Here is a 25740-nt window from a genome sequence, read left to right on the forward strand (position 1 = left end):
ACTAGAAGAGCCGCTTCACGAGAGCCGCCTTACCCAAGAAACACGAGGCCCGCGCAACGTCATGTGACCGTGACATTGGACGCACGTCGCTCGTCTTATCGCTGCATCATCCCAGCCGGCATGCGTCGCCCATAATTCGCCCTCGGGCCTACCAGACGAAAAGGAGCACTTGATGAGCCAGCAGGACTTTCCGGAGAACGCCGATCCGCGTCGCCGCCATTCCGCCAATGTGGTCGACGGCCCGGGCAAGGCGGCCAGTCGCGCCATGCTACGTGCGGTAGGCTTTACCGATGAGGATTTCAAGAAGCCGCAGGTGGGTATCGCGTCGACCTGGAGTCGCGTCACACCGTGCAACAGCCATATCAACGTGCTGGCGGATGCAGCTAGTGACGGCGCCGACGCCGCCGGGGGCAAGGGCGTGGTGTTCAATACCATCACCATCTCCGACGGTATCGCCAACGGCACCGAGGGCATGAAGTACTCGATGGCCTCGCGCGAGATCATCGCCGACTCCATCGAAGCCGTTTCCGGCTGCGAGGGCTTCGACGGCGTGGTCGCCATCGGTGGCTGCGACAAGAACATGCCGGGCTGCATGATCGGTCTGGCGCGTCTCGATCGCCCCAGCATCTTCGTCTATGGCGGCACCATCCAGCCCGGCGCCGGGCATACCGATATCGTCTCGGTGTTCGAGGCGATGGGTGCCTATTCTCAGGGCAACATGTCACTGATCGACGTCAAGCAGATCGAGGAGACGGCGATTCCGGGGCCGGGCTCCTGCGGTGGCATGTACACCGCCAACACCATGGCGTCGGCTATCGAGGCCATGGGCATGAGCCTGCCCAACTCCTCGGCGCAGGAAGCGGTCTCGCAGACCAAGAACGACGATTGCCGCGCCGCTGGCGAAGCCGTGCTCAAGCTGCTCGAACTGGATCTCAAGCCTTCCGACATCATGACCCGCAAGGCGTTCGAGAACGCCATTACCGTGGTCATCGCGCTGGGCGGTTCGACCAACGCCGTGCTGCACTTGCTGGCGATTGCCAACACCATTGGCGTCGAGCTCTCGCTCGACGACTTCACCGAGATCGGCAAACGCGTGCCAGTGTTGGCGGACGTGCGTCCGAGCGGCCACTACATGATGAGTGAGCTGGTAGCCATCGGTGGTATCCAGCCGATGATGAAGATCCTGCTCGACGCGGGCTTGCTCCACGGCGACTGCCTGACCGTGACTGGTAACACGCTGGCCGAGAATCTGGCCGATGTGGCGCCGTACCCGATGGATCAGGACATCATCAAGCCGCTCGACAAGCCGGTCAAAACCTCCAGCCACTTGCGCGTTCTCTATGGCAATCTGGCACCGGAAGGCGCGGTCGCCAAGATTACCGGCAAGGAAGGCACGCGCTTCACGGGGCGTGCGCGAGTCTTCAACTCCGAAGAGGAAGCACAGGCGCGGATCAATGATCTGACCGTGGTTGCCGGGGATGTGGTGGTCATCCGCTACGAAGGTCCCAAGGGTGGCCCCGGCATGCGCGAGATGCTGACGCCAACTTCGGCGATCATGGGGCGCGGCCTGGGCGACAAGGTCGCACTGATCACCGATGGGCGTTTCTCCGGCGGCAGTCACGGTTTCGTGGTCGGGCACATCACGCCGGAAGCCTTCGTGGGTGGCCCCATCGGTCTGATCGAAGATCATGATGAGATCACTATCGATGCCGAGAATGACGTGATGACATTGCATATCAGCGACGACGAGATGAATCGGCGTCGCGAGGCCTGGAAGCGTCCGGCACCGCGCTACACGCGTGGCACGCTGGCCAAGTACGCCAAGACGGTCAGCTCCGCGTCTAAAGGGGCAGTCACCGATCTGCCCGAAGCGCTGGACGACTGAGGCGGCGTTTTCTTTGCATCACCAAAGCGGCCCCTGCGGGGGCCGCTTTTCATTGGTGGGCTTGTCAGGCGGCCTTGTGGTCGCGCATCCAGGCGATCAGGCCGCCGCTGAACAAGATCTCGACCTGGCGTGGGGTCAAGGTATGTTCGAGCGTCAGCGTTCTACCGTCAGCCTGCGCCGTCACGGGATCGCCAGCTTCCAGCGCTTCTTTTAGCTTATCGAAGCCGATGCGGGTATCGACCTCGAGCGCATCGTAATCGTTGTCGTCGGCGAAGGTCAGCGGCAGCACACCGAAGTTGACCAGGTTCTGGTGGTGGATACGGGCAAAGCTCTTGGCGATGACGACACGCATGCCCAAGTAGCGCGGGGCGATGGCGGCATGCTCCCTGCTCGACCCTTGGCCGTAATTCTCGCCACCGATGACGATATGATCGCCTGTCTCGCGGGCACGGTCGGCATAGTCGTCGACGACGCCGCGAAAGGAAAACTCGGCGATCTTGGGGATGTTGGAACGGTAGGGCAACACCTCGCCGCCGGCCGGCATGATCTCGTCGGTGGAGACATCGTCGCCGGCCTTGACCAGCACCGGCAGGTCCAGCTGTGTCTCGAGCGGCTCGAAATTCGGCAGCGACTCGATATTCGGTCCCTTGATCAGGTGCACCTTGCGCGCCTTGGACGCCTCCATGGGAGCGATCAGGGTGCGGGTGTTGATGATCGGGTCGTCAGGCTCCCGCACCTGTGGGTAGGCCATGTCCAGCGTTCGAGGGTCGGTGATCATGCCCTTGAGCGCCGAGGCCGCTGCGGTTTCCGGGCTACACAGGAAGACGCGGTCTTCGCGCGTGCCTGAGCGACCGGGGAAGTTGCGCGGCACCGTGCGTAGGCTGTTGGTATCGTTGGCTGGCGCCTGCCCCATGCCGATACAGCCATTGCAGCCGGCCTGGTGCAGGCGGGCGCCGGCACCCAGCAGGCTCAATAGGTGGCCGTCGCGGGTCAGCGTTTCGAGAATCGAGCGCGAGGTGGGGTTGATCTCCAACGAGACGTTATCGTCGATGGTTTGATCCTTGAGCATGGCGGCGACGATAGCGAAGTCGCGGTAGCCAGGATTGGCTGAAGAACCGACATACGCCTGCGATAACGGCTGGCCGGCTACCTCGCGAACGGGGACGACATTGCCGGGGCTCGATGGGGTGGCAATCAGAGGCTCGAGTTGCGATAGGTCGAGCGTCTCGTGGCGGTCGTAGCTGCATCCGTCGTCCGGCAACAGTTCGTGCCAATCCTCGCCGCGCCCCTCGGCAATGAGGAACGCCTTCACCGCCGTATCGGAGGGGAATACGCTGGTAGTGGCACCGAGTTCCGCGCCCATGTTGGCGATGACATGGCGGTCCATCGCCGAAAGCTGCTCGAGGCCGGGACCATAATATTCGATGATGCGTCCCACGCCGCCGCTGACGCCATGGCGGCGTAGCATCTCGAGAATCACGTCCTTGGCACTGACCCAGTCGGGCAGATGGCCCTCGAGACGCACGCCCCAGACTTCTGGCATGCGCGTATGGAAGGGCTCGCCGGCCATCGCCATGGCGACGTCGATGCCGCCGGCGCCGATTGCCAGCATGCCCAGCGAGCCGGCGGCCGGGGTATGGCTGTCGGATCCCAGCAGGGTCTTGCCGGGCTTGCCGAAGCGTTGCTGGTGTGTGGGGTGGCTGACGCCGTTGCCCGGGCGTGAAAACCACACACCGAGACGTTCCGCCGAGGTCTGTAGAAAGCGGTGGTCGTCCGGGTTCTTGTTGTCTTCCTGAATCAGATTGTGATCGACGTACTGGGCGGAGACCTCTGTCTTGACGCGGTCGAGCGCCATGGCTTCCAGCTCCAGCATTACCATGGTGCCGGTGGCATCCTGAGTGAGGGTCTGGTCGATTTTCAGGCCTATGGCTGCGCCCGGCGTCATGTCGCCGCTGACGAGGTGCGAGGCGATCAGCTTCTGGGTAACGTTACGGGGTGTGTGACGCATGATGATGTCCCCAATGGTGAAATTCGTCCCTTCAGTGTAGGACAGACATCGTCGGCTTCACGGACCGAGCATGTGGCCGCTGCCAGTGACGGGCAATCATCGCCAGACAAGGCTCGCCACGAAAGGCCGGGGGCAGCCTCGAAATAGGGGGGGGGGGACGCCACGTCAGGCGGCAAGTTGCCAAGCCTGAGCGGCGTCATCCATCATTAGCCATTGCTCGATGTCGTACCATAATGTTTCCAGTAGCAGCTCGAGACTCTCTTCCGAGCAACACATAACGTCTCTCCCGGTAACGTGGCAGGGTGAGTGAAGCCCAGCTTTCAGTATGGCGCTCGTAAGCCAAGTCGCCGAGGTTTTTAGTGACGCTTTGTCACCGCGCGTACGGGTGGGCATCATCGCGCCGTCCTGTGGGTTGACGCCCGAGGGCGCAGGAGCAGAAGGGATTCACGCATGACCAACAAGATCAATGTGGGGTTGGTAGGTTACGGTTTTGCCAGCAAGACGTTTCATGCACCGCTGTTGATGGCGGATGACGGCATGACATTGCGAGCAATCTCCAGCAGCGATGCCGCTAAGGTGGCGGCCGATTGGCCGCAGGTTGAGGTCGAAGCCAGCGCGGCCGCGCTCTTCGCGCGCGACGATATCGATCTGGTGGTGATCCCCACCCCCAACGATACGCACTACGATCTGGCGAGTGCGGCCCTGTCCGCCGGAAAGCATGTGGTGATCGACAAGCCCTTCACGGTCACCCTCGACGAGGCGACGTCACTGGTCGAACAAGCCTCGCGGGCGGGCAAGCTGCTTTCTGTCTTCCACAATCGGCGTTGGGATGCGGACTTCCTGACCGTGCGGGACCTGCTCGAGAGTGGCGATCTGGGGCGTATCGCGCATTTCGAATCGCATTTCGACCGTTACCGGCCCGAGGTCAAGACGCGCTGGCGTGAATCGGCCGCCCCGGGGGGTGGCATCTGGTATGACTTGGGGCCGCATTTGATCGATCAGGCGTTGGTACTGTTCGGTATGCCCGAGGAGATCTTGCTCGATCAGGCGTGCCAGCGCGACGGTGCACAGGTCGACGATTATTTTCATGCCGTGCTCCGCTATGGGCAGCAGCGGATCATTCTGCATGCTGGCAGTCTGATGGCGGCGCCTGCACCACGCTTCTCCGTGTATGGCACGCATGGTAGCTACGTCAAGCATGGGCTCGACCCGCAGGAGGAGATGCTCAAGCGCGGCGAGCGTCTGCCCACGCCGGGATGGGGCGAAGATCATCAGCATGGGCTGCATACGGTGACCAATGTGCACGACGCCGGTGCGCGCCCTGAATTGCGGGAAGTGCCTACACGCGCGGGCAATTATCCGGCGTATTATGCGGGCGTTCGCGAAGCGATACGGGGGCAGGGGAAGAACCCCGTACCAGCGGAGCAAGCCCTGGCGGTGATGCAGGTGCTCGAAGCGGGTCGACGCAGTGCGCAACACGGGGCTTTCGAGCACTTGGTGGCGCATTGAGGCTTTCGAGCAGGCGCTCGGTAGGTGGTTTTTCCTTGCATCATGCGAATACCTTGTCTAGGGTCTGTATAGGGTTGAGCGATAACCTTTTACTCGCATAACCCACACACTTCACCTGAATGTGAAGGCGTAAAGGATTAAGGAGGATTCGCATGAAACAGCAACTGACCGCACTGACCTTCGCCGCGCTCCTAGCACTGCCCACTGCGGGTGCCTTCGCGCAAGATGATTCGGCGCCGGATGTCAGCAGTGAGAAAGGGTCAGCCAACACCGCGGAAGGGTCTACCAAAGTTGAAGGTGGTACCGTCAGTGGTGAAACCGAAGGATATGTCGACGGAGAAGACAGCATCCCCGGTGGTGATCAGGAAGGCCTGAGCACCGAAACCGGCTCGGCGAATACCGAGCAGGGTGACACTGCTGCACAGGGTGGCACTGCCGCGGCTCCCGATGCGGATGATGGTCCGGTACCGGAAAGCATGGATGATCCGGCAGACAACCACGGTGTGGATTCCGCGCAGGATGTCGATCCCGAAGAATGATCGTTTTGATGGTCCATGGACTGGGCCACTGTCACGCTAGGAAGCGATACGATGAAGCCCCGCCACGGCGGGGCTTCGTCGCGTTTGGACGGTGGCTCACCACCACTGTTCGTGGGTGCGCTCGTTACGCAATCGGTCGCGTGCGATGAATAGGGCGGCGATGGCGCGTCCTTCGTGGAAATCCTCCCGCGCCAATAGGGAGGCGATATCCTCAATAGGATGACGTTCGACGATCAAGGGCTCCGGTTCATCGCCGGGCAAGCGCTTCTCATAAAGGTCGGTGGCGAGCATCACATGGATGCGGTGGCTCATGTAATTGGGCGCCAGGGAGAGTTCCACCAGCGGTTCGATGCGTTGCGCACCCATGCCGCATTCTTCCATTAGCTCGCGATTGGCCGCACTGACGATGTCCTCACCGGGATCGACGAGCCCCTTGGGCAAGGTCAGGGCATAGTCATCGAAACCCGCAGCATATTCATGAATCAGCAACACATGCTCCGGGTCCGTCATGGCGACGATCATCACGGCGCCACCGCCATGGCCATTACCGCTGCCCGTGAGGCGTTCAAAAGTGCGCTCGGCGCCGTTGTCGAAGCGCAACTCGAGTTCTTCGACGGCGAACAGGCGGGTGCGGGCGACTTCACGACGGTTCAAGAGGCGTGGCTTGGGATGGCCCACGCCGGTGTCTTCGGGCGGTATGCCGCCATCCCGATGGGAAGAAAAGGCCATGGTGTCTCCGTGCGGGTAGCTATCATGCAGCGTACAATAAGAGAGCTTTAGGTTCGATATCCACCCTGGCGGGAGCCCATCATGGTTGACTGGAACGCCATCGACACTGTGCTGCTCGACATGGATGGCACACTGTTGGACTTGCATTTCGATAGCCATTTCTGGCTAGAACACTTGCCGCAGCGCTATGTGGAACTGCACAAGCTGGATGCCCATCATGCCGATACGCTACGTTCACGTATCATCGGCGAGCAGGGCACGCTCAACTGGTACAGCCTGGCCTACTGGAGTCGCGAGCTGGGCGTCGATGTGGTCGCGCTCAAGCGTGAGGTACAGCACTTGATCGGCTTGCGCGGCGATGCGCTGGATTTCCTCAAATGGCTCAAGAAGGCGCATCCCCGTGTCGTGCTGGCGACCAACGCCGACCGTGAAAGTTTGGCGCTCAAGTTACCGCTGACCGGGCTTGAAGGGTACCTCGATGCCATCGTCTCGTCGGCGGACGTGGGTGTCGCCAAGGAAGCGCCCGAGTTCTGGTTCGCGTTGCAGGATATCGAGCCGTTCGAGCCCGCGCGTACCTTGTTCATCGATGACAACCCCGCGGTGTTGGAAAGCGCGCGCGAATACGGCATTCGCTATCTGCTGGGCATCAAGCAGCCGGACAGCCAACGACCCGAGCGCGAGCTGGAAAATTTCATCGCTCTGGAGCGTTTCGCCACGCTCTTGCCGCAGGATATGCCGAGTGCATCGCGCCGTTGATCGCTCCTCATCCCGCCTTGAAAAGTCGCCCTTCGGCGCCCACGTTACACGTTTCGTTCGTAGGGCGTTCTCGCGTCTTGAGGCGGCGATGCAGGGAGAGATATGAGCGACACGATCCGTATCGACAAGTGGCTATGGGCGGCACGCTTCTTCAAAACGCGTGGCCTGGCCAAGAAAGCCATTGAAGGTGGCAAGGTCCACTACAATGGTGGGCGTGTGAAGACCAGCAAGGCGGTCGAGCTCGGTGCCTTGCTCAGGGTGCCGCAAGGCTGGGACACCCTCGAAGTCGAAGTGACGGGGCTCTCCGGTCAGCGCCGCGGCGCCGCCGAGGCTCGCGAGCTCTACCGCGAAACGTCGTCGAGCCAGGCGCGACGTGAGCGCGAAGCCCAGAATCGGCGTCTGGCCAATCAAAGCATGCAAGGGCCACGTGGCCGCCCCGACAAGAAGCAACGCCGTGCGATTCAAGACTTCCAGCGCCATGGCTTCGATGATTGAATGCCGGCATGGCATCCCTTTCGGCCTTTCCAACCTGACGACGAACCATCATGACCGACCAGATCCAACGTTTTCTTTTCGACGATACCAACGTGCGCGGTGAAATCGTCAACTTGCAGCAGGCTTACGCCGAGGTACTCGACAAGCATGCTTATCCCGAGGCCGTAAGCCGTCAGCTAGGCGAGTTATTGAGCGCCGTGGCTCTGCTCACCGAGACAGTCAAGCTCGATGGCACCGTAAGCCTTGAGGTACGTGGCCAGGGCGCCGTGCGTTTGCTGATGGCGGAGTCCAATCCCGGGGGCGACTTGCGTGCTATCGCGCGTCTTGACGATGAAGCGGCACTTCCCGAGGAAAACACCTCGCTCACGTCCCTGGTTGGCGAGGCGCAGATCGTGATCACGCTCGACCCTCGCGAGGGGCAGCGCTATCAGGGCATCGTCGCCGTCGAGGCCGATAGCCTGGCCGCCTGCCTGGAGGACTACTTCGCGCGTTCCGAACAGCTGGCCACTCGCCTGTGGTTGGCGGCCGATGGTCGCCGTGCGGCGGGAATGCTGCTGCAGCAACTGCCCGACGATGAGGCCAACAGCGATCCTGATGCCTGGGAGCGCACCGCGCATCTGGCCACCACGCTGAGCGATGCGGAATTGCTCGACCTCGAGCAACGCGAGCTGCTCCATCGCCTCTTTCATGAGGAACAGACCCGCGTCTTCGACCCCAAGACGCTACGCTTCGGTTGTACCTGTACGCGCGAGCGCATCGCCAATGCGCTGCATGGCTTGGGTGCCGAGGAATTGCGCAGCATCGTGCGCGAACAAGGCGAAGTGGAAACGCAATGCCACTTCTGTCATAGCCATTATCGCTTCAATGCCGCCGATATCGAGGCGCTGATCGAGTCGCCGGGCGCCGACGCCTCGACCCTGCATTGATCTGACGCGCGTCATGCCCAAGTGCGCGCGGTGTCATTACCGTGCTGGCGACGTTTTCCGCGCAGAGCCTTTTTGCCATAATGACGGCCCCTCAGTCTCGCCTTGTCCTCACAAGAGGCAATCCATTGTCCGGGTGGCCCTGGCGAGTAAGCATCGGTTAACGAGAGAGAAACGCCCTCCGGGCCCAGGACACGATAATGACCACGACCCCAGCCGCCTCCCCGGCAACCCACGAGGCACGTCCCGTGCAAACCCATACCAATCTGAGCAGCGCCGCGTTGATCGAGCATGCCATCGTGCGCGGTGAAGGCCATCTCGCCGACAACGGTGCCTTCGTGGCGAATACCGGACGGCGGACCGGCCGCTCCCCGAAGGATCGTTTCGTCGTCAAGGAGCCCTCCACGGCGGACTTGATCGACTGGGGAAGCGTCAATCAGCCGTTCGACGCCGACAAGTTCGACGCGCTGTGGGAGCGTGTCGAGGATTACTTGGCCGAGGGTGACAACTTCGTCTCCGAATTGCATGTCGGTGCCGACCCCGAGTATTACCTGCCGATTCGTGTCACCACCGAGACCGCCTGGCACAATCTTTTCGGGCGGAACTTGTTCGTGCGTCCCGAAGGCTACAACCCCAAGGGCAAGAGCGAGTGGACCATCCTCAATGCGCCGCATTTCGAGTGCGTGCCCGAGCGTGACGGCACGAACTCCGACGGCACGGTGATCCTCAACTTCGCCCGGCGCCGCGTGCTTATCGCCGGCATGCGCTACGCCGGCGAGATGAAGAAGGCCATGTTCTCGGTGCAAAACTTCCTGTTGCCCGAGAAAGACGTACTGCCCATGCACTGCAGCGCCAACGTTGGTGAGGATGGCGAAACCACGCTGTTCTTCGGTCTTTCGGGCACCGGCAAGACCACGCTCTCCGCTGATCCTGAACGCTACCTGATCGGCGACGACGAGCATGGTTGGGGAGAGGGCACCGTATTCAATCTGGAAGGCGGCTGCTACGCCAAATGCATCGACCTCTCGGAGAAGAATGAGCCTCTCATCTGGAAGGCCATTCGCTTCGGTACGGTGCTCGAGAATGTGGTCCTCGATGAGTGTCGCCATCCCGATTATAGCGATGACGGCCTGACCCAGAATTCCCGCGCCGCCTATCCGCTCGAGCACATCGACAAGCGCGTGCCCGAGAACCTGGCCGGCGAGCCCAATGCGATCATCTTTTTGACCTGCGACATGAGCGGGGTGCTGCCGCCGGTGTCGCTATTGTCCAAGGAAGCTGCCGCCTATCACTTCCTATCCGGCTACACCGCCAAAGTCGGCTCCACCGAAATGGGCGCCTCTGCCGGTCTGGAAGCGACGTTTTCGACCTGCTTCGGTGCGCCGTTCTTCCCGCGTCCGGCGCGCGAGTACGCCGATCTGCTGGTCAAGCGCGTCGAGGCCTTCGAGTCGCGTGTATACCTAGTCAACACCGGTTGGACCGGTGGCGCCTACGGCGAGGGTGGCTCGCGCTTCAGCATTCCCACCACACGGGCGATCATCGCGGCGATCCAGAACGGCGACCTCAAGGACGTCGAGACGCGTCACATCGAGGGATTGAACCTGGACGTGCCGGTGGCCGTGCCGGGCGTCGACTCGACGCTGCTCGACCCGCGTCAGGCGTGGCCGGATAGCGCCGACTACGAACGCCACATGCGCGTATTGGCAGACAAGTTCATCGCCAACTTCGCCAAGTTCGAAGGCGTCGACGAGGATATTGTTGCCGCCGGTCCTGCGCTGACCTGACGAAGCGAACCATTCAGTGGAATTCGCCTCTAACGGGGAGAGTCGGCCATCGGCTCTCCCCGTTATGTATCGCAAGGAGGACACGTCATGCATCGCCGTCGTTTTTTGGGCTGGTTGGGTGTCGCGGGAATCCTGGGTGCAGTGCCGGGTTTCGTCCTGGCACGCCCCAAGTTGTCGCTGGAACGGGGCGCGGATGTCGAGGTGCTCACGCTCGATGACGCCGAGTGGCGCGAGCGACTCAGCAAAGAGCGCTATCGTATTCTGCGTGAGGCCGATACCGAGCCGGCAGGTAGCAGTCCGCTCGACAAGGAGACGCGCGCCGGTGAATATCGCTGTGCCGGTTGTGACTTGCCGCTTTTCTCCTCGCGGACCAAGTATGACTCCGGCACTGGCTGGCCGAGCTTCTTCGACCATATCGAAGGCCACCTGCTGACAGAACTGGACTTCGTGTTGCTGATTCCACGTACCGAGTACCACTGCGCGCGTTGTGGCGGGCATCAGGGCCACGTCTTCGAGGACGGTCCCGAGCCGACCGGCCTGCGCTGGTGCAACAATGGCCTGGCGCTGCGGTTCGTGCCCGACGAGACGGGATAAGGAAGCGCCATCTGCGTCGCGCCGGCGGTTGTGATACCTTGTCGCCACTTCTGTGACAGGTCGTTTTCGACAAACGGCTTTCGACATGACGGCCCGCGTTATCGCGGGCCGAGGTTTTGCCGAGCGTCTCGCGCCCGGCCCGGAGAACGTCAAGGACATCATGGACGCCAATCTCAAGATCGTTTCTCGGCTCGCCGAAGAGCTCGCCGTTCGTTCCCAGCAGATCAGTGCTGCTGTGGCTCTGCTCGACGACGGCGCTACCGTGCCCTTCATCTCTCGTTACCGTAAGGAAGTCACCGGCGGGCTGGATGACATTCAACTACGCACGCTGGAAGAGCGTCTGCGCTATTTGCGTGAGCTGGAGGAACGCCGTGTCGCGGTGCTTGCCAGCATCGACGAACAGGGCAAATTGACCGACGCTCTGGCGGCATTGATCCAGGCTGCCGATACCAAGCAGCGCCTCGAGGATCTATACCTACCTTATAAGAAGAAGCGCCGCACCAAGGCGCAGATCGCTCGGGAGGCCGGGCTCGCACCCTTAGCCGAGGCGCTGTTGGCCGATCCCGATCTCGATCCCGAGACCGAAGCGGCAAAATATGTTCGCGCCGCTGAAGGCGATACGCCCGCCATCGAGGACGCCAAGGCTGCATTGGATGGCGCCAAACAGATCCTCATGGAACAGTTCAGCGAAGATCCCGAGTTGGTTGGGCTGCTGCGCGAGCGGCTGTGGAGTGAAGGGCAACTTGTTTCGCGTGTGATGAGTGGCAAGGAGCAGGAGGGCGCGAAGTTCTCCGATTACTTCGAGCACGACGAATCGTTCGCCAAAGTGCCTTCGCATCGTGCGCTGGCCATGTTCCGGGGCCGTAACGAGGGCGTGCTGTCGTTGGCGATTCGCCTGCCGGGTGAGGAAGACGCTGAGATTCATCCTGCCGAGGTCGCCATTGCCAAGCATGCTGGCGTGGCACTCACCGCCACGCAGCCGGCCTCGCGTTGGCTCAAGGAGGTAGTGCGCTGGACCTGGCGGGTCAAGCTTTACACCCACCTAGAGACCGAGTTGATGAGTCGCCTGCGCGAACGCGCTGAGCGCGAGGCCATCGAGGTTTTCGCCGCCAATCTCAAGGATCTGTTGCTAGCAGCGCCCGCCGGGGCGAAGGCGACTCTGGCTATCGACCCGGGCCTGCGTACCGGCTGTAAGGTCGTGGTCGTCGATGCGACCGGCAAGTATCTGGAAGACACGGTGATTTATCCGCATGCGCCGCAGAAGCGCTGGGATCAGTCCCTGGCCACGCTGGCGGGGCTGGTCGACAAGCATGACGTGGCCCTGATCGCGGTGGGCAACGGTACCGCCAGCCGCGAGACCGACAAACTCGCCGGCGAGGTGGTCAAGCAGGCGTCGCGGTCGCTTGCCAAGGTCATGGTCAGCGAGGCGGGCGCCTCGGTGTATTCCGCTTCAGAGCTCGCCTCGCGCGAATTCCCGCAGCTCGATGTCACCGTGCGCGGCGCGATTTCCATCGCCCGGCGCCTACAAGACCCGCTCGCCGAGCTGGTCAAGATCGAGCCCAAGTCCATCGGCGTGGGCCAGTACCAGCACGACGTTTCCCAGGTCCAGCTCTCGCGCAGTCTGGAGGCGGTCATCGAGGACTGCGTCAACGCCGTGGGCGTCGAGCTCAACACGGCGTCCGGTGCCTTGCTATCCAGGGTTTCCGGTCTTAATCCGACGCTGGCCGAGAACATCGTGGCCCAGCGCGATGCGAAGGGGCGCTTTACGTCGCGTCGCGAGCTGCTGGATGTCAGCAGACTAGGGCCCAAGACCTTCGAACAGTGCGCGGGGTTCTTGCGTATCGCGGACGGCGACAACCCGCTCGATGCCAGCGCCGTGCACCCCGAGGCTTACACGGTGGTCAATCGCATCGCCCAGCGTCATGAGCGTGACCTAGCCGGCGTGGTCGGCGATAGCAGCTTTCTCAAGTCGCTCAATCCGGCCGATTACGTCGATGATACCTTCGGTGTGCCTACCATCAGCGATATTCTCAAGGAGCTCGACAAGCCCGGTCGCGACCCGCGCCCCGAGTTCAAGGCCGCCGAGTTCCGCGAAGGTGTGGAAACGCTCAAGGATCTCGAGCCAGGGATGATCCTCGAGGGTAGCGTGACCAACGTCACGCACTTCGGGGCGTTCGTGGATATCGGCGTTCATCAGGATGGCCTGGTGCATATCTCGGCACTCTCCGAGAAGTTCGTCGAGGATCCGCGGCAGGTGGTCAAGGCCGGCGACATCGTCAAAGTGAAGGTCATGCAAGTCGATCTCGAGCGCGCCCGGATCGGATTGTCCATGCGCATGGGCGATACGCCGAGTGATGCCTCGCGAGGCGACGAACCGCGTCGCTCACGCGGGCAGCGTGGCGGGGGCGGCAAGCGTGATTCGCAACCGGCGAGCGAGGGTCTTGGGGCGCTCGGCGAAGCATTGGCGAAGGCACGTCGCCAATCGTGAAACGCCTCGTGCGCGCGATTTGCCTTGAAAGGTGGCCGGCCGCCTCCATAATGGTTTTTTAATGCGGCGCGCTCAGGGGGCCGACGATCCGCCGGGTTGTCCTCGGCGATGTTTCCGTTAGCCGCACACATGAGATCGTCCGGCGATGCCGGCAAGCCACGATCCACCGGTGACACCAGGGGAAAAGCCGCGCTTTTCCCAGACGTGAGGGAATTTATCTTGTCCGAAACACTCGCCACCGCCATTCAGCGCATGCACGGGCTGGCTCGCCAAGGGCGATTCGGCCGCTTGCGCCGCGGCATCGAGAAAGAAGGCTTGCGCGTCGATGGCGCCGGGCGCATCGCCCAAACGCCCCATCCCCATGCCCTGGGTTCCAAGCTCGCGCATCCCTATATCACCACCGATTACTCGGAAGCATTGCTCGAGTACATTACGCCGGTCTACTGTCGCCCCGACGACGCCTTGGCATTTCTCGGTGATCTACTGCGCTATAGCTATCGACAGCTCGGCGATGAGTTGATCTGGCCGGCAAGCATGCCGAGCCGCCTGGATGGCAACGACAGCGTGACCATCGCCGATTACGGCACCTCCAATGTCGGCATCATGAAATACGTCTACCGCAAGGGGCTCGACGTGCGTTATGGGCGCATCATGCAGTCCATCGCCGGTGTTCACTACAACGTCTCGCTACCCGAGAACCTGTGGCCGATGCTGCGTGAACTCGAAGGCCGCGACGGTGAGAGCCTGGAGGGCTATCGCTCCAGCCGCTATTTCGATCTGATCCGTAACTTCCGGCGTCACAGCTGGTTGTTGCTGTACCTGTTCGGAGCGTCGCCGGCGTTGGATCGTAGCTTCCTCACCGGCCCGGCACCCGATCACCTCGAAGCGCTGGGCGAACACACCTTGGCAGGACGTTACGCCACAAGTCTGCGCATGTCCGATCTGGGCTATCAGAACAAGGTGCAGGAGCAGCTCAAGATCTGCTTCAATTCGTTGTCCAACTACGTGGGCACGCTACGCCATGCGATCAGCACGCCGTGGCCGGACTATCAGCGTTTCGGCGTCAATGTGGACGGCGACTGGCGCCAACTCAACGCCAATATCCTGCAGATCGAGAACGAGTACTACAGCGACATTCGTCCCAAGCGAGTGGCGCGTCACGATGAGACGCCCACCCAAGCGCTAGAGGCGCGTGGTGTCGAATACATCGAGGTGCGCTGTCTGGATCTCGATCCTTTCACGCCGTTGGGTATCGACGAAACGCAGATGCGCTTCCTGGATACCTTCCTGATGTGGTGTCTGCTCTCCGAGAGCCCGTGGATTCCCGACGAAGAATGCGACCGCCTCGACGATAACCGCCGCCTGGTAGTCGAGCGTGGCCGTGATCCTGAGCTCAAGCTGAGTGTCGGCGATCGCCAGCGTTATTTACGCGATTGGAGCCACGACATCTTCGCGGAGCTCGACGGTGTTGCCGAGTTGCTCGACACCAATGAGGAGGGAACGCCGCATCGCGATGCCCTCGTGGCGCTTGCGCCGCGCCTCGACGACCCCGAATTGACGCCGTCCGGTCAGCTTTACGCCCAATTGGTCAACGAAGGCGTCGAATACCTTGATCAAGCGCGTGCACTGGCCGAGCAACAGGCGGCTGAGTTACGCGAAGCGCCTATGGATCGGGCGCGTGAGGCGTTGTTCGAGCAGCTCGTCGAGACCTCGCATCAGCAGCAAGGCGATATCGAACGCGCCGATCACGAGGATTTCGCGACCTTCCTGGCGCATTATTTCGAGCGTGCAGGTAAACCTCTCAGCGTCGCGTGAGTCGAAGCGTTGTCCAAGGCCTGTGCCGCACCTGCGGCACAGGCTTTTTCATGAGCGAAGCAAAGACCCAACACGAAACGAGTCGGATTGCCTGAGGAGACGTGACGATGATTACCCGATTGGCCGCGATGAACGTGCGTCGAGGCTGTTTGCTTGGCCTGGCGATGTGCGTGCTGATGATGGGCGTGGCCTTGGTATTGCAATATGTCTATGGGTTGACGCCTTGTCCGCTGTGTATCGGGCAGCGTATTGCGGTCTTGCTTGCGGCGCTCGTTTTCGTCGTGGGTGCGGTGCACAATCCTGCAGGATGTGTCGGGCGCGGCGTTTATGCCGGCTTGGGCGCATTGGCTGCAGCCCTGGGCGTGGCGGTTGCTGCACGCCATGTGTGGTTGCAGTCGCTGCCCTCGGAAAGTGTGCCCAGTTGCGGTCCAGGACTGGACTACATGATGGAAGTGCTGCCATTGTGGAGCGTAATCTCGCGAGTGCTTTCCGGCTCGGGGGAGTGCGCCGAGATACACGGCTTGCTGTTGGGCATGTCGATCCCGCAATGGACGCTGGTGGGGTTCGCCGTGCTGCTGCTGATTCCACTGGGCATGCTGGCCGGTATCGTGATTCGCCGCCGTTGAGGGGCGGGAAGGTGGCAGGAGAGCCGCCTTCCTCAATGTCAGGGAGTGGCCTGCGCGGCCATGACAGGAGAGGTTCATCATGCTGGAAGATACCAAGACGGCCCTCGAGCGTTGGGGTGGTGTTCACACGCTCATCGACCGCTGGCTACAACAACGCTATGACATGCTGGTGACGCTGATGGAGCTGCGCGAGGCCTGCGACGCGGAACTGGAGTCGGTTTCCAAGGCGCGCATCGATGCCTTCAGCGAAGCGCTGATGGATTACATCAGCGGTGGTCATTTCGAGGTCTATCCGAAGCTGCGCGATGAGGCGGTGGCATTCGACGACCGAGACGCCCTGGTCCTGGCCGACCGTCTGCTCGCACGGCTGGAGATGTCCACGCAGATGGTGCTTGAGTTCGACAACGACTATTCGACGCCGACGCGTTGTCAGCATTACGTGACGCGTTTACCGGCATGGCTCGAACGCCTGGGCAAGGCGCTCACCGAGCGCTTCGCGCTCGAGGATCAACTGATCGCACGCTTGCATGCCGCGCATGCACCGTCTTCCGGCGTCGGCGACTCCCCTGCACCGCGCGCCTTGTCGTAAGCCGGGTCGTTTCGGCTGTGCCGCTTAGCGTCAGCCGTCGGGGCGTCAATCGTCCTGAAGAAAGTACGTGGTGCTGCCGTCGACGCCCAGTTGCGCGATGCTGGCGGGGCGGCCTTGCGCATCCAAGGTGACCAGCCCGATGCCGGCTTGATTCCACAGTCGCTCGCCGTGGCTGGCTCCTTGTGGGTAGCGTGGGAGAATGTGCATGGGGCGACGCTTGGTGAACCAGTTAAGCGGCGACGCCGGTGCATACAGCCAGCGGTTGAGACGGTCGAATACATCCAGTAACCGTGTGGGAAATTCGTTCTTGAGCCCGCTGCTGGTAATCTGCCAGAGGCGTGGGCCGCGCTGACGGTGGCGAACCTCGATATCGTAGACAAAGGAATAATGCACGTCGCCGGAGAGGATCACGTAATTGCCGGGGGTGCGGGTATGGCGAAAGATATTGAGCATGACGCTGGCCGCGCCGCGATGGGCCATCCAGTTTTCCGCATCCACCAGCAGCGGCTTGCCCACCAGCGTGAATAAACGCTGTATTCCCTCGATCAACTTCACCCCGAACATCGGCGCCGGCGAGACCACGATCACTGAATGCTGCCCGAGCAGTGTCTGCTGGAGTTCGCTCAAGGCCTCCCAGTCCATCAGTCCCGAAGGATGATGGCGCCGCCGCTCGCTGCGCCAGCGGTGTGTGCGTGTGTCGAGCACCACCAGGCGTGGCGTGGAAGGCAGTTGATAATGCCAGTGGTCGAAATCATACAATTGCTCGATGAGGGCGTCCTGCGTTTGGCAGTCGAGACGTCCCTTGGCGTCGCGGTGTTCGAACAGTGCTCCCAGCTTGGGCCACAGTGAGCGGAAGGCGTCGGGGTCGTTGCCCCATCCCTGGCACAGCAGATATCCCAGCAAGGCATTGCCGATGATGCGTCGCGAGAATGGGTGGCCGTAGGCGGTTTCCTCCCAGGCCGCGGACAGGTTCCAGTCATCGGTGACGTCGTGGTCGTCGAAGATCATCAGGGTCGGTATATGTGCCATCACGCGCGCGGCGCGAGGCAATCCCTCGCGAAAGGCGGCGATGATCCCGGCCTCGGCGTCGAAGGTCTCGGCCAGCGTGTCGTCGAGCGAGGGCCGTGTCATCTCGATCAGCGACCAGGGCGTCGGCGACCACGTCAGCAGGTACATGGCCATGATCTCGGCCAGCGTGATCAAGTGATTGTGCGCACTGCTGGTGGTGAAGACTGGCTTGCGGACACCGCCGAAGAAGCGCTCGCGCAGTTTTTCGTTGGCCTCGAACGCGGGCAGCAAGTGTTCCCGGCGATAATACGTATCGGGGTGCGTGTAGAGGCTGTCCGCATCCTCGACCACGGCACCTTGCACACATTCGCCGAATAACCCCAGCCGTTGAATGAGCGCGTGGATGGCGACCAGCATTGGGCCGGCGACATCATCGGCATAAATCTGATCGCCCGTCATCAAGAGTGCTGCGGGCATGCGTTCGACGTTGCTGCGTGAGGCCGCGACATGGGCGTCGGCGCGTACCAGACCATCTTCGGAGGGATGGTGCGGTTTGCGACATGAGCCGTGGAGTAGCGAATCGAAACGCGAGCGCAATACGAAGCAGGGGCGGTCGGCATCGTCATATAGGAGATGAGACGCCCAGTCGGCGATGCCTTGCGTGGCATCGCTGGTTTCCTCGGCTACGCGCAGATCGTAACCAATCGGACGGTCGTAAGGCAGCGGCGCGGTAAGTGGCACATCGATGAGATGCAGCCATGCGTGTTCGCCTACCGGTACGCGCCTGCACAGCGAGCTATCCAGTGCGAAACGCTGGCTCGGCGACTCGGCGTCGTCGACATGCAAGGTTAATGTCAGGTCGAGTGGGCGCGCCCCGACGAGCCAGATTACCAGGCGGTCGGGTAATGCGCGGCGCAGGATCGGTCCGGCCAAGACCTCGGGTAAGGAAGCGTGAGACGACGTCATGAGGCCAGCATAACGGGCGGCTTGCATGCCGTCATCCGGTGTCTCACGTCGGTGCAGGGCGACGCAGCTTGAGGTCGCGTTCGACGATATCCACGCCCGGGCGATAGTCGCCACGTGCCGCTTGCATGGCGCGGTCGAGGGCGAGTTCGGCGATGCGGTCGTGATGCTGGGGTAGTGAATTGACCGCCAAAGGCAGAAAGTCCAGCAGGCGGTCGTCGCCGAATGTCGCCAGACGCAGCTCTTCGGGTAGCCCCCCTTGTTCGAGCAGCACATCGAAGACGCCATCGAGCAGCACATAGGACGCCGTGACGAGCGCATCGGGAATGCCGTGTTCGTCGATCAGACGTCGCATGAGCGCTGCGCCGGTAGCGCGGTCGTAGCGCGCGCCGCTGAGCAATATCGGGTCGTCGAGGGAGGCCTCGTGAACCGTCTCCAGAAAGCCCGCCCGGCGTTCCACACTGATCGACAACTCCGGCACTGCATCCATCCAAGCGATGCGCGCGACATCGGTGTCGAGCACCGAGCGCGTCAGGGCGCCGGCGGCTTGGGCATTGTTACTGACCACACAGACTACGCGCTCTGGGTCGAGGGCGCGGTCGAGCGCAATGATAGGCAGACCGCCCGCCATCAGATCGGGATAGAACGGATCGTCCATGGCCAGGCTGCTGGCGACGATCAGGGCGTCGCAGCGTTGGGCGCGCAAGGCTCGCGCCAGCTCGCGTTCAGTGTCTGGGTCATCGTCCGAGCCGGCGATCAGCAACTGATAGCCCAGACGGCGGGCGCCATTCTCCAGACGCTTGGCCAAGCGGGCGTAACTGGTGTTCTCCAGATCCGGTACGATGAACCCCAGCGTGCGGCTCGCGCCCCGACGCAGCGCCGCCGCCTGTGCATCGATACGATAGTCATGCTTGGCGACCACGTCCATGACGTGCGCCACCGTCTCCGGTCGGATGCGCCGCTCAGCGGCCTGACCGTTGATCACGTAACTGGCGGTGGTGCGTGAGACGCCGGCCAGCCGAGCGATTTCTGCGAGAGTCATGGGTACATTCCTTGAACGAGCCGACGATGCAAAAGCGCCTATTCTAGAGGCTGACACGCGGTCTTGCTTGTCCGCCCCTGCGAAGGTCTAGTCCCGTGTGGCTTGATAAATCTTGGTGAACGTTTCAGCATTGCTTCCAAGATAGCTGACACGATTCAGCCCGTCATCCGAAAACGCCGGGTGGTTGGCGTCCAATCGTCGGCATGTCCTGGTTCGACGGTGCTCATTCCTATTATGACGGTGCCATGTCGGGCGTGATCGTTGGCCTTACCCGAGGGACGGACGGCTCCGTTCCGGCGGCATTCTGGAGAGTTCCATGCTGACACTGACAAGCGAAGACGTTCTACTCGACCGGCACGCCGACGATTGGCGCGATGCCTTGAATCAGGCCGGTGAGGCCTTGGTCGAGGCCGGCCGTGTGGCGCCTGGTTACCGTGATGGACTGCACGCGCGTGAGGCGCAGTCGTCGACCTACCTAGGCAATGGTATTGCCATTCCTCACGGCACTCCCGAAAGTCGCGAACACGTCAAGACCACCGGGGTGCGGGTGCTGCAATTTCCCCACGGTATCGAATGGCATGATGGGCAACGCGTCACCCTGCTGGTGACCATCGCCGCGCAGAGCGACGAGCATCTCGATATTCTGCGCCAGTTGACGCACGTGCTCGATCGCGACGGCGTGGCTGAGCGTCTGGCGGCTGCCGACACTCGTGAAGAGATCATTACACTGTTGTCCAAGGCACCGGTCGAGGCGCGCCTGGATGCCGATACGCTGTGCCTGGGGTTCCCCGCGCGCGATCGCTTCGAGTTAGCGCTGGCCGCCGCGGCGCGGTTGCGTCAGGTGGGCAGCGTGGATAGCAGCTTCGTGGCCGAGATCAACACGCTGGAGCCAGTGGCGCTGGGCCAGGGATTATGGCTGGTGAGCAGTGCCCAGGGCGTCATCACGCCGACGCTGGGCGTGGCGACGCCGGAACAGGCCTTCTCGGGCCCCAAGGGGCCGGTCAATGCGGTCTTCTGTCTGGCGGCGCAAGGTGATGCGCATCGCGGTTTGCTCGAACGCCTGGGTAGCCTGCTGGATGCCGGCGACGGCGAGAGCCTCGCCGATGCCGACGCCGCGACACTGCTGGCGCGGCTGTCCGGTGAGTCCGCCGAAGCGGAGACTGCGCGCGCGACGGTACTCAATGCCCACGGGCTGCATGCGCGGCCGGCCAAACAACTGGTGCAGGTTGCCCGACGCCAAACCATGCCGGTCAAGGTGCGTCTGCTCGAGGGCAGTGCTGAGGCGGTTTCGGCGGCGAGTCTGACCAAGGTCATCGGATTGGGTGCGCGACGTGGCCAGACGCTGGTGTTCTCCGCCGAAGGGGATGGCGCCAGCGAGGCACTGGAAGCTCTTGTCGCGGCCGTCAGGGATGGCCTCGGTGAGCACGTGACACCTCTTCAGGAGGCGTCGTTCGAGGCACCTGTCGACGAGGATGAGAGCCTCCCCGCGCCCTTGGAAGACGACGTCGCGCATCCCGCCGTGCCGGCATCGCCGGGGCTGGCCATCGCGCCGGCCTTCGTGATGCGCACGCCGCGCTTCGAGTATCCCGAGCGGGCCGACGGTCTCGACGACACCCGTCGCGGTGACAGCGACGCGCAACTGGCGCGCCTCGATGCCGCGATCCGAGAAGCTGCCGAGCAGCTTCGTGCTCTGGTGCGGACCGCCCAGGGCGGCGAGGTCGCCGAGATACTCTCGATGCATGAGGAAATGCTCGACGATCCCGAGCTGCGCGAAGCGGCGCATGAGTCGTTGAGTACCGGCACGAGTGCCGAGGCGGCATGGTGGTCGGCCATCGATACTGCCGCCCGCGCCCAGGAAAACCTCGCCGATCGTTTGCTGGCCGAGCGTGCTGCCGATCTGCGTGACGTCGGCCGGCGTGTGCTGGGCATCCTGTGCGGTGTGCGCCTGCCCACGCCGCCGGAGACGCCTTACATTCTGATCACTGATGACGTCGGCCCCTCGGACGTGGCGCGCCTGGATACCGCTAAGGTGCGCGGTCTGGTCACTGCGCGCGGCGGTGCGACCTCGCACAGCGCGATTCTCGCCCGGGCGCTGGGTATTCCCGCCGTGGTAGGTGGCGGTGAACGCGTGCTGACGCTGGCCAATGACATTGATGTGATCGTCGATGGCGAGCGAGGCCGCGTGATTCCCGCACCGTCCGACGAGCGTCGCTCACGCACCGAGCTACGCCTGAAAGAGCACGAAATGCGTGAGCGCGAGGCCTATGCCGCGCGCCATGAGGAAGCGCGCACGCAGGACGGGCATCGTGTCGAAGTCGCCGCCAACTTGGGCAACACCGCGCACGCGACGGATGCCGTCGAGCGCGGCGCCGAGGGCGTGGGGCTGTTGCGTACCGAGTTCGTGTTCATGGCGCACCCCGAAGCACCGGATCTGGACACCCAGATCGCTGAGTATCGCCAGGCGATTGACGCCCTCGATGGTCGCCCGTTGGTCGCTCGTACGCTGGATGTCGGCGGCGACAAGCCGCTGCCGTACTGGCCGTTGCCCCAAGAAGACAATCCGTTCCTCGGCTTGCGTGGCATTCGTCTGGCGCTGACGCGTCCCGAGGTGCTCGAGACGCAACTGCGCGCCCTGCTGACTGCGGCGGGCGACCGCCCGTTGCGGATCATGTTCCCAATGGTCAAGGACATCGCCGAGTTTCGCGCCGCCCGCGAGATCTTCGATCGTGTGCAGGCCGAGGTGCAGGCTGGCGATGTGCAATTGGGGGTGATGATCGAAATCCCCTCGTGCGCGCTGTTGGCACCGAGCCTGGCCGCCGAGGTCGATTTCTTCTCCATAGGCACCAATGACCTGACCCAGTACACCTTGGCCATCGACCGCGGTCACGCCGAGCTCTCGGCCCAGGCCGACGGCCTGCATCCCGCGGTGCTGGCGCTGATCCGCATGACCGTCGAAGCCGCGCACGCTCAGGGCAAATGGGTGGGTGTGTGCGGCGAGCTGGCCAGCGACGCCCAGGCGGTTCCCGTGCTGGTGGGGCTGGGCGTCGATGAGCTTTCGGTCTCGGCGCGGCAGGTGCCGATGGTCAAGGCACGGTTGCGCGAGCTGACCCTCGAAGTGGCTCGCCAGCACGCCGAGCTGGCCCTGAGCCAGTCGACCGGCGATGCCGTGCGCGAAGCGTTGGAGGCTCTCTGATGGCGCGTGTACTGACGTTGACCCTCAATCCCGCGCTGGACCTGGCGATTCGCTTGCCCGCGCTCACGCTGGGGGCGGTCAATCGCACCGAGGCCACGCATCTCGAGGCGGCGGGCAAGGGCGTCAACGTGGCGCGGGTGCTGGCGGCGCTGGGCCATGAGGTGGCGGTCTCGGGCTTTCTGGGCGCGGACAACGACGGTGCCTTCGGGCGCGCTTTCGCCGACTGGGGCCTAGAGGACGCCTTTCTGCGCTTGCCTGGCGACACGCGCATTAATGCCAAGGTGGCCGAGGCTCAGGGACGCATCACCGATATCAATGGCCCCGGTCTCGAGGTTGCTCGCGATGATCTGGCGGCACTCTATGCCGTGCTTGAGGCGCGGTTGATGGATGCTGCGTTATGCCCCGATGCGGTAGTGATCGCCGGGAGTCTGCCGCCAGGCGTGTCGCCCGACGACTTGGCGGCCTTGATCGGCTGGCTGCGCGGCTATGACGTGCCGGTCTGGGTGGATACCAGCGGCGCGGCGTTGAACGCCGCGATTGCCGCCACGCCCAATGCCGTCAAACCCAACGAGACGGAACTGGCCGAGTGGGCGGGTGAGTTGCTGGAAGATGCCGCGTCGCGCCTGGCCGCCGCCACACGCCTGCACGCGTCAGGCATCGAGCACGCCCTGGTGTCGCTGGGCGGCGAGGGCATGCTGTGGGTCGGCCCCGAGGGGAGCTGGCAGGCCACGCCGCCGCGCGTCGAGGTCGCCAGCACGGTATGTGCCGGCGATACGTTGCTGGCGGCAATGCTCCACGGACAGTTGGCGGGCTTGCCTGCCGAGGACGCGTTGCGCCTGGCGAGCGGTTTGTCTGCCGAGGCGGTGCGCCATGTCGGGGTGGGTGATACGCATGCCCCGGACCTTGACCAACTCCAACAATGCACGCGCGTGCGTCGGCTCGACGATAACGCGAGGGAGGATTCATGAAAGCGATCCTGATTACGGCCTGCCCGAGTGGTGTGGCGACGACGTTTCTGGCCGCTCGACGCCTTGAGCAGGCCGCCCAGCGTCGTGGTTGGCAGGTCACGGTGGAAATGCATGGCGAGCTCGAACCGCCGCAGCCGGTGTCCGAGGCGGACGTGCGCGATGCCGAACTGGTTATCGTGGCCGCCGACCATGTGCCGGAGGCGTCGCGTTTCGCGGATAAGCGTTTGTTCCAGGCGCCCATCGCCGAGGCGTTGCCCGACCCGGATGCGTTCCTCTCACGGGCCGAGCGCGAGGCCGAACTCTTCGCTGGCGGTGACACAGTAGCGCCACAGGCAGCGCCTACGAGCACCGCTGGGGGCGATGATGATCAAAGCCAACGTATCGTCGCGGTGACGGCGTGCCCAACGGGGGTCGCACATACCTTCATGGCGGCCGAGGCGTTGGAAGAGGCCGGACGCGGCCTGGGACATCATATCCGGGTCGAGACGCAAGGCTCGGTCGGGGCGCAGAATCAACTCAGTGAAGCGGATATCGCGGCGGCCGATGTGGTGCTGCTGGCCTGCGATATCGAAGTCGACGATGAGCGCTTCGCGGGTAAACGCATCTACCGGACGTCGACCGGTAATGCGCTCAAGAAAGCTCGTCAGACCGTGCAGGACGCTCTCGCTGAAGCTGCCGTGGAGAGCCAGGGCAGTGCTGCCGCGTCTGGCGATAAAGCCGCCGGCAAAGGCAAGAGCGTCAAGGAAAAAGGAGTCTATAAGCACCTGCTGACGGGTGTTTCGTTCATGCTGCCGATGGTGGTTGCCGGTGGCTTGTGCATCGCTCTCTCGTTCGTGTTCGGTATCGAGGCCTTCAAGGAAGAGGGCACACTGGCGGCGGCCTTGATGCAGATCGGTGGTGATGCCGCCTTCGCCTTGATGGTACCGGTCCTCGCTGGGTATATCGCCTATTCCATCGCCGACCGGCCGGGGATCGCGCCCGGCATGATCGGCGGGATGCTGGCCAGCAATATCGGCGCCGGGTTCATCGGCGGCATCCTGGCTGGTTTTCTTGCTGGGTACGCCGCCAAGGCGATTACCCGGTATCTCAAGCTGCCGGCGAGTGTGGAATCTCTCAAACCGATTTTGATCATTCCCTTGCTGGCGAGTCTGTTCACCGGGTTGGTGATGATCTACATCATCGGCACGCCGGTGGCGGGCTTGCTCAATGCCTTGACCTCGTTCCTCGACAGCATGGGCTCGACCAATGCCGTGTTGCTGGGCCTGCTGCTCGGCGGGATGATGTGCGTCGATATGGGCGGGCCGGTCAACAAGGCGGCATATACCTTCGGTGTGGGACTGCTATCGAGCGAGACCTATGCGCCGATGGCGGCCATCATGGCGGCAGGGATGGTCCCGCCACTGGCGATGGGTATCGCCAGCATGCTGGCCAAGCGCAAATTCGATACGACCGAGCGCGAAGGGGGCAAGGCGGCCTTCGTGTTGGGGCTTTGCTTCATCACCGAAGGTGCGATTCCCTTCGCTGCCAAGGACCCATTGCGCGTGTTACCGGTATGCATCATCGGTGGGGCGATCACCGGCGCCTTGTCGATGTATTTCGGTATTCAGTTGATGGCACCGCATGGCGGGCTGTTCGTGCTGTTGATCCCGCACGCGGTCAACTTCGCACTGCTGTATCTGCTGGCTATCGCGGTGGGCGCAGTCATCGCCGGGGTGGCGTATGCCGTCATCAAGCCAGGCGCTTCTACCATGCCGGTCGAGGAGAAGGTGGCGTCGTGATACGCCGCTTGCCAGAGCGCCCGCCGCCGAGGGTGCTAACGCAAGGAG

Annotated in this window: 19 protein-coding genes; 15 read left to right on the forward strand and 4 right to left on the reverse strand. The window is 62.9% G+C overall.

Going from position 1 to position 25740, the window contains the following annotated elements; all coding sequences use genetic code 11:
* The first annotated feature begins 172 nt into the window (after positions 1 to 172).
* A complete protein-coding gene (ilvD, locus tag KZO83_RS08855; RefSeq protein WP_246895522.1) occupies positions 173 to 1885 on the forward strand; it encodes a dihydroxy-acid dehydratase in 1713 nt (570 codons plus the stop codon).
* Positions 1886 to 1949: 64 nt separating this feature from the next.
* Here the strand turns inward: ilvD and KZO83_RS08860 are convergent, their stop codons facing one another.
* Positions 1950 to 3893: an aconitate hydratase gene (locus KZO83_RS08860; RefSeq protein WP_247620517.1), complete on the reverse strand. Its 1944-nt coding sequence runs from the start codon at positions 3891 to 3893 to the stop codon at positions 1950 to 1952.
* 450 nt (positions 3894 to 4343) lie between these two features.
* Between KZO83_RS08860 and KZO83_RS08865 the strand changes: the two genes are divergently transcribed.
* Complete coding sequence (locus KZO83_RS08865) at positions 4344 to 5402, forward strand: oxidoreductase (protein ID WP_247620518.1); 1059 nt, start codon at positions 4344 to 4346, stop codon at positions 5400 to 5402.
* Positions 5403 to 5554: 152 nt separating this feature from the next.
* Entirely contained in the window at positions 5555 to 5941 is a 387-nt protein-coding gene (locus KZO83_RS08870) for a hypothetical protein (RefSeq protein ID WP_246942727.1), read from the forward strand.
* A 96-nt stretch (positions 5942 to 6037) separates the two neighbouring features.
* Here the strand turns inward: KZO83_RS08870 and nudE are convergent, their stop codons facing one another.
* Positions 6038 to 6670 (reverse strand): ADP compounds hydrolase NudE, encoded by a 633-nt coding sequence (gene nudE / locus KZO83_RS08875; RefSeq protein WP_247620519.1) that lies wholly within the window; start codon positions 6668 to 6670, stop codon positions 6038 to 6040.
* Between the two features lie 81 nt (positions 6671 to 6751).
* On the opposite strand from nudE, the gene yrfG reads away from it, so the two are divergent.
* The 9 genes from yrfG (at position 6752) to rsd (ending at position 16740) form a co-directional block, all read left to right on the forward strand.
* Entirely contained in the window at positions 6752 to 7426 is a 675-nt protein-coding gene (gene yrfG / locus KZO83_RS08880; protein WP_178999724.1) for a GMP/IMP nucleotidase, read from the forward strand.
* Positions 7427 to 7528: 102 nt separating this feature from the next.
* The gene (locus KZO83_RS08885) at positions 7529 to 7921 is read left to right on the forward strand and encodes an RNA-binding S4 domain-containing protein (RefSeq protein WP_178999725.1); all 393 of its coding nucleotides are present in this window, start codon (positions 7529 to 7531) and stop codon (positions 7919 to 7921) included.
* 50 nt (positions 7922 to 7971) lie between these two features.
* Entirely contained in the window at positions 7972 to 8847 is an 876-nt protein-coding gene (hslO, locus tag KZO83_RS08890; RefSeq protein ID WP_178999726.1) for an Hsp33 family molecular chaperone HslO, read from the forward strand.
* Positions 8848 to 9044: 197 nt separating this feature from the next.
* Positions 9045 to 10628, forward strand: coding sequence for a phosphoenolpyruvate carboxykinase (locus KZO83_RS08895; protein WP_246920175.1), 1584 nt, complete (start codon positions 9045 to 9047; stop codon positions 10626 to 10628).
* An 87-nt stretch (positions 10629 to 10715) separates the two neighbouring features.
* The gene (gene msrB / locus KZO83_RS08900) at positions 10716 to 11222 is read left to right on the forward strand and encodes a peptide-methionine (R)-S-oxide reductase MsrB (RefSeq protein ID WP_040242599.1); all 507 of its coding nucleotides are present in this window, start codon (positions 10716 to 10718) and stop codon (positions 11220 to 11222) included.
* Between the two features lie 160 nt (positions 11223 to 11382).
* On the forward strand, positions 11383 to 13710 hold the full coding sequence (locus tag KZO83_RS08905) for a Tex family protein (protein WP_247620679.1): 2328 nt from the start codon (positions 11383 to 11385) through the stop codon (positions 13708 to 13710).
* Positions 13711 to 13962: 252 nt separating this feature from the next.
* On the forward strand, positions 13963 to 15525 hold the full coding sequence (gene gshA / locus KZO83_RS08910; RefSeq protein ID WP_247620680.1) for a glutamate--cysteine ligase: 1563 nt from the start codon (positions 13963 to 13965) through the stop codon (positions 15523 to 15525).
* Positions 15526 to 15632: 107 nt separating this feature from the next.
* Positions 15633 to 16151, forward strand: a complete 519-nt coding sequence (locus KZO83_RS08915; protein ID WP_247620520.1) for a disulfide bond formation protein B — start codon at positions 15633 to 15635, stop codon at positions 16149 to 16151.
* 79 nt (positions 16152 to 16230) lie between these two features.
* Positions 16231 to 16740, forward strand: coding sequence for a sigma D regulator (gene rsd, locus KZO83_RS08920; protein ID WP_178999730.1), 510 nt, complete (start codon positions 16231 to 16233; stop codon positions 16738 to 16740).
* A gap of 45 nt (positions 16741 to 16785) precedes the next feature.
* Here the strand turns inward: rsd and KZO83_RS08925 are convergent, their stop codons facing one another.
* Together KZO83_RS08925 and cra are read right to left on the reverse strand one after the other, a co-directional pair.
* A complete protein-coding gene (locus tag KZO83_RS08925; protein WP_247620521.1) occupies positions 16786 to 18741 on the reverse strand; it encodes an alkaline phosphatase D family protein in 1956 nt (651 codons plus the stop codon).
* A gap of 16 nt (positions 18742 to 18757) precedes the next feature.
* Positions 18758 to 19753: a catabolite repressor/activator gene (cra, locus tag KZO83_RS08930; protein WP_247620522.1), complete on the reverse strand. Its 996-nt coding sequence runs from the start codon at positions 19751 to 19753 to the stop codon at positions 18758 to 18760.
* 316 nt (positions 19754 to 20069) lie between these two features.
* Here cra and ptsP point away from each other — a divergent pair, with 316 nt between their 5' ends.
* Genes ptsP through fruA form a run of 3 tightly spaced genes read left to right on the forward strand, consistent with a single transcriptional unit; the run spans position 20070 to position 25692 of the window.
* Positions 20070 to 22946 (forward strand): phosphoenolpyruvate--protein phosphotransferase, encoded by a 2877-nt coding sequence (gene ptsP, locus KZO83_RS08935; RefSeq protein ID WP_247620523.1) that lies wholly within the window; start codon positions 20070 to 20072, stop codon positions 22944 to 22946.
* The gene (gene pfkB, locus KZO83_RS08940) at positions 22946 to 23914 is read left to right on the forward strand and encodes a 1-phosphofructokinase (protein ID WP_247620524.1); all 969 of its coding nucleotides are present in this window, start codon (positions 22946 to 22948) and stop codon (positions 23912 to 23914) included. The genes ptsP and pfkB overlap by 1 nt, the downstream gene beginning before the upstream one ends.
* The gene (gene fruA / locus KZO83_RS08945) at positions 23911 to 25692 is read left to right on the forward strand and encodes a PTS fructose transporter subunit IIBC (protein ID WP_247620525.1); all 1782 of its coding nucleotides are present in this window, start codon (positions 23911 to 23913) and stop codon (positions 25690 to 25692) included. Before pfkB ends, fruA begins: the two co-directional genes overlap by 4 nt.
* The last annotated feature ends 48 nt before the right edge of the window (positions 25693 to 25740 follow it).

The sequence above is a fragment of the Chromohalobacter moromii genome (assembly GCF_023091865.1).
Lineage (GTDB): Bacteria > Pseudomonadota > Gammaproteobacteria > Pseudomonadales > Halomonadaceae > Chromohalobacter > Chromohalobacter moromii.

Coding starts and splice junctions, on each gene's coding strand:
- ilvD (WP_246895522.1), top strand. CDS start 173: ATGAGCCAGCAGGACTTTCCGGAGAACGCCGATCCGCGTCGCCGCCAT.
- KZO83_RS08860 (WP_247620517.1), bottom strand. CDS start 3,893: ATGCGTCACACACCCCGTAACGTTACCCAGAAGCTGATCGCCTCGCAC.
- KZO83_RS08865 (WP_247620518.1), top strand. CDS start 4,344: ATGACCAACAAGATCAATGTGGGGTTGGTAGGTTACGGTTTTGCCAGC.
- KZO83_RS08870 (WP_246942727.1), top strand. CDS start 5,555: ATGAAACAGCAACTGACCGCACTGACCTTCGCCGCGCTCCTAGCACTG.
- nudE (WP_247620519.1), bottom strand. CDS start 6,670: ATGGCCTTTTCTTCCCATCGGGATGGCGGCATACCGCCCGAAGACACC.
- yrfG (WP_178999724.1), top strand. CDS start 6,752: ATGGTTGACTGGAACGCCATCGACACTGTGCTGCTCGACATGGATGGC.
- KZO83_RS08885 (WP_178999725.1), top strand. CDS start 7,529: ATGAGCGACACGATCCGTATCGACAAGTGGCTATGGGCGGCACGCTTC.
- hslO (WP_178999726.1), top strand. CDS start 7,972: ATGACCGACCAGATCCAACGTTTTCTTTTCGACGATACCAACGTGCGC.
- KZO83_RS08895 (WP_246920175.1), top strand. CDS start 9,045: ATGACCACGACCCCAGCCGCCTCCCCGGCAACCCACGAGGCACGTCCC.
- msrB (WP_040242599.1), top strand. CDS start 10,716: ATGCATCGCCGTCGTTTTTTGGGCTGGTTGGGTGTCGCGGGAATCCTG.
- KZO83_RS08905 (WP_247620679.1), top strand. CDS start 11,383: ATGGACGCCAATCTCAAGATCGTTTCTCGGCTCGCCGAAGAGCTCGCC.
- gshA (WP_247620680.1), top strand. CDS start 13,963: ATGCACGGGCTGGCTCGCCAAGGGCGATTCGGCCGCTTGCGCCGCGGC.
- KZO83_RS08915 (WP_247620520.1), top strand. CDS start 15,633: ATGATTACCCGATTGGCCGCGATGAACGTGCGTCGAGGCTGTTTGCTT.
- rsd (WP_178999730.1), top strand. CDS start 16,231: ATGCTGGAAGATACCAAGACGGCCCTCGAGCGTTGGGGTGGTGTTCAC.
- KZO83_RS08925 (WP_247620521.1), bottom strand. CDS start 18,741: ATGCAAGCCGCCCGTTATGCTGGCCTCATGACGTCGTCTCACGCTTCC.
- cra (WP_247620522.1), bottom strand. CDS start 19,753: ATGACTCTCGCAGAAATCGCTCGGCTGGCCGGCGTCTCACGCACCACC.
- ptsP (WP_247620523.1), top strand. CDS start 20,070: ATGCTGACACTGACAAGCGAAGACGTTCTACTCGACCGGCACGCCGAC.
- pfkB (WP_247620524.1), top strand. CDS start 22,946: ATGGCGCGTGTACTGACGTTGACCCTCAATCCCGCGCTGGACCTGGCG.
- fruA (WP_247620525.1), top strand. CDS start 23,911: ATGAAAGCGATCCTGATTACGGCCTGCCCGAGTGGTGTGGCGACGACG.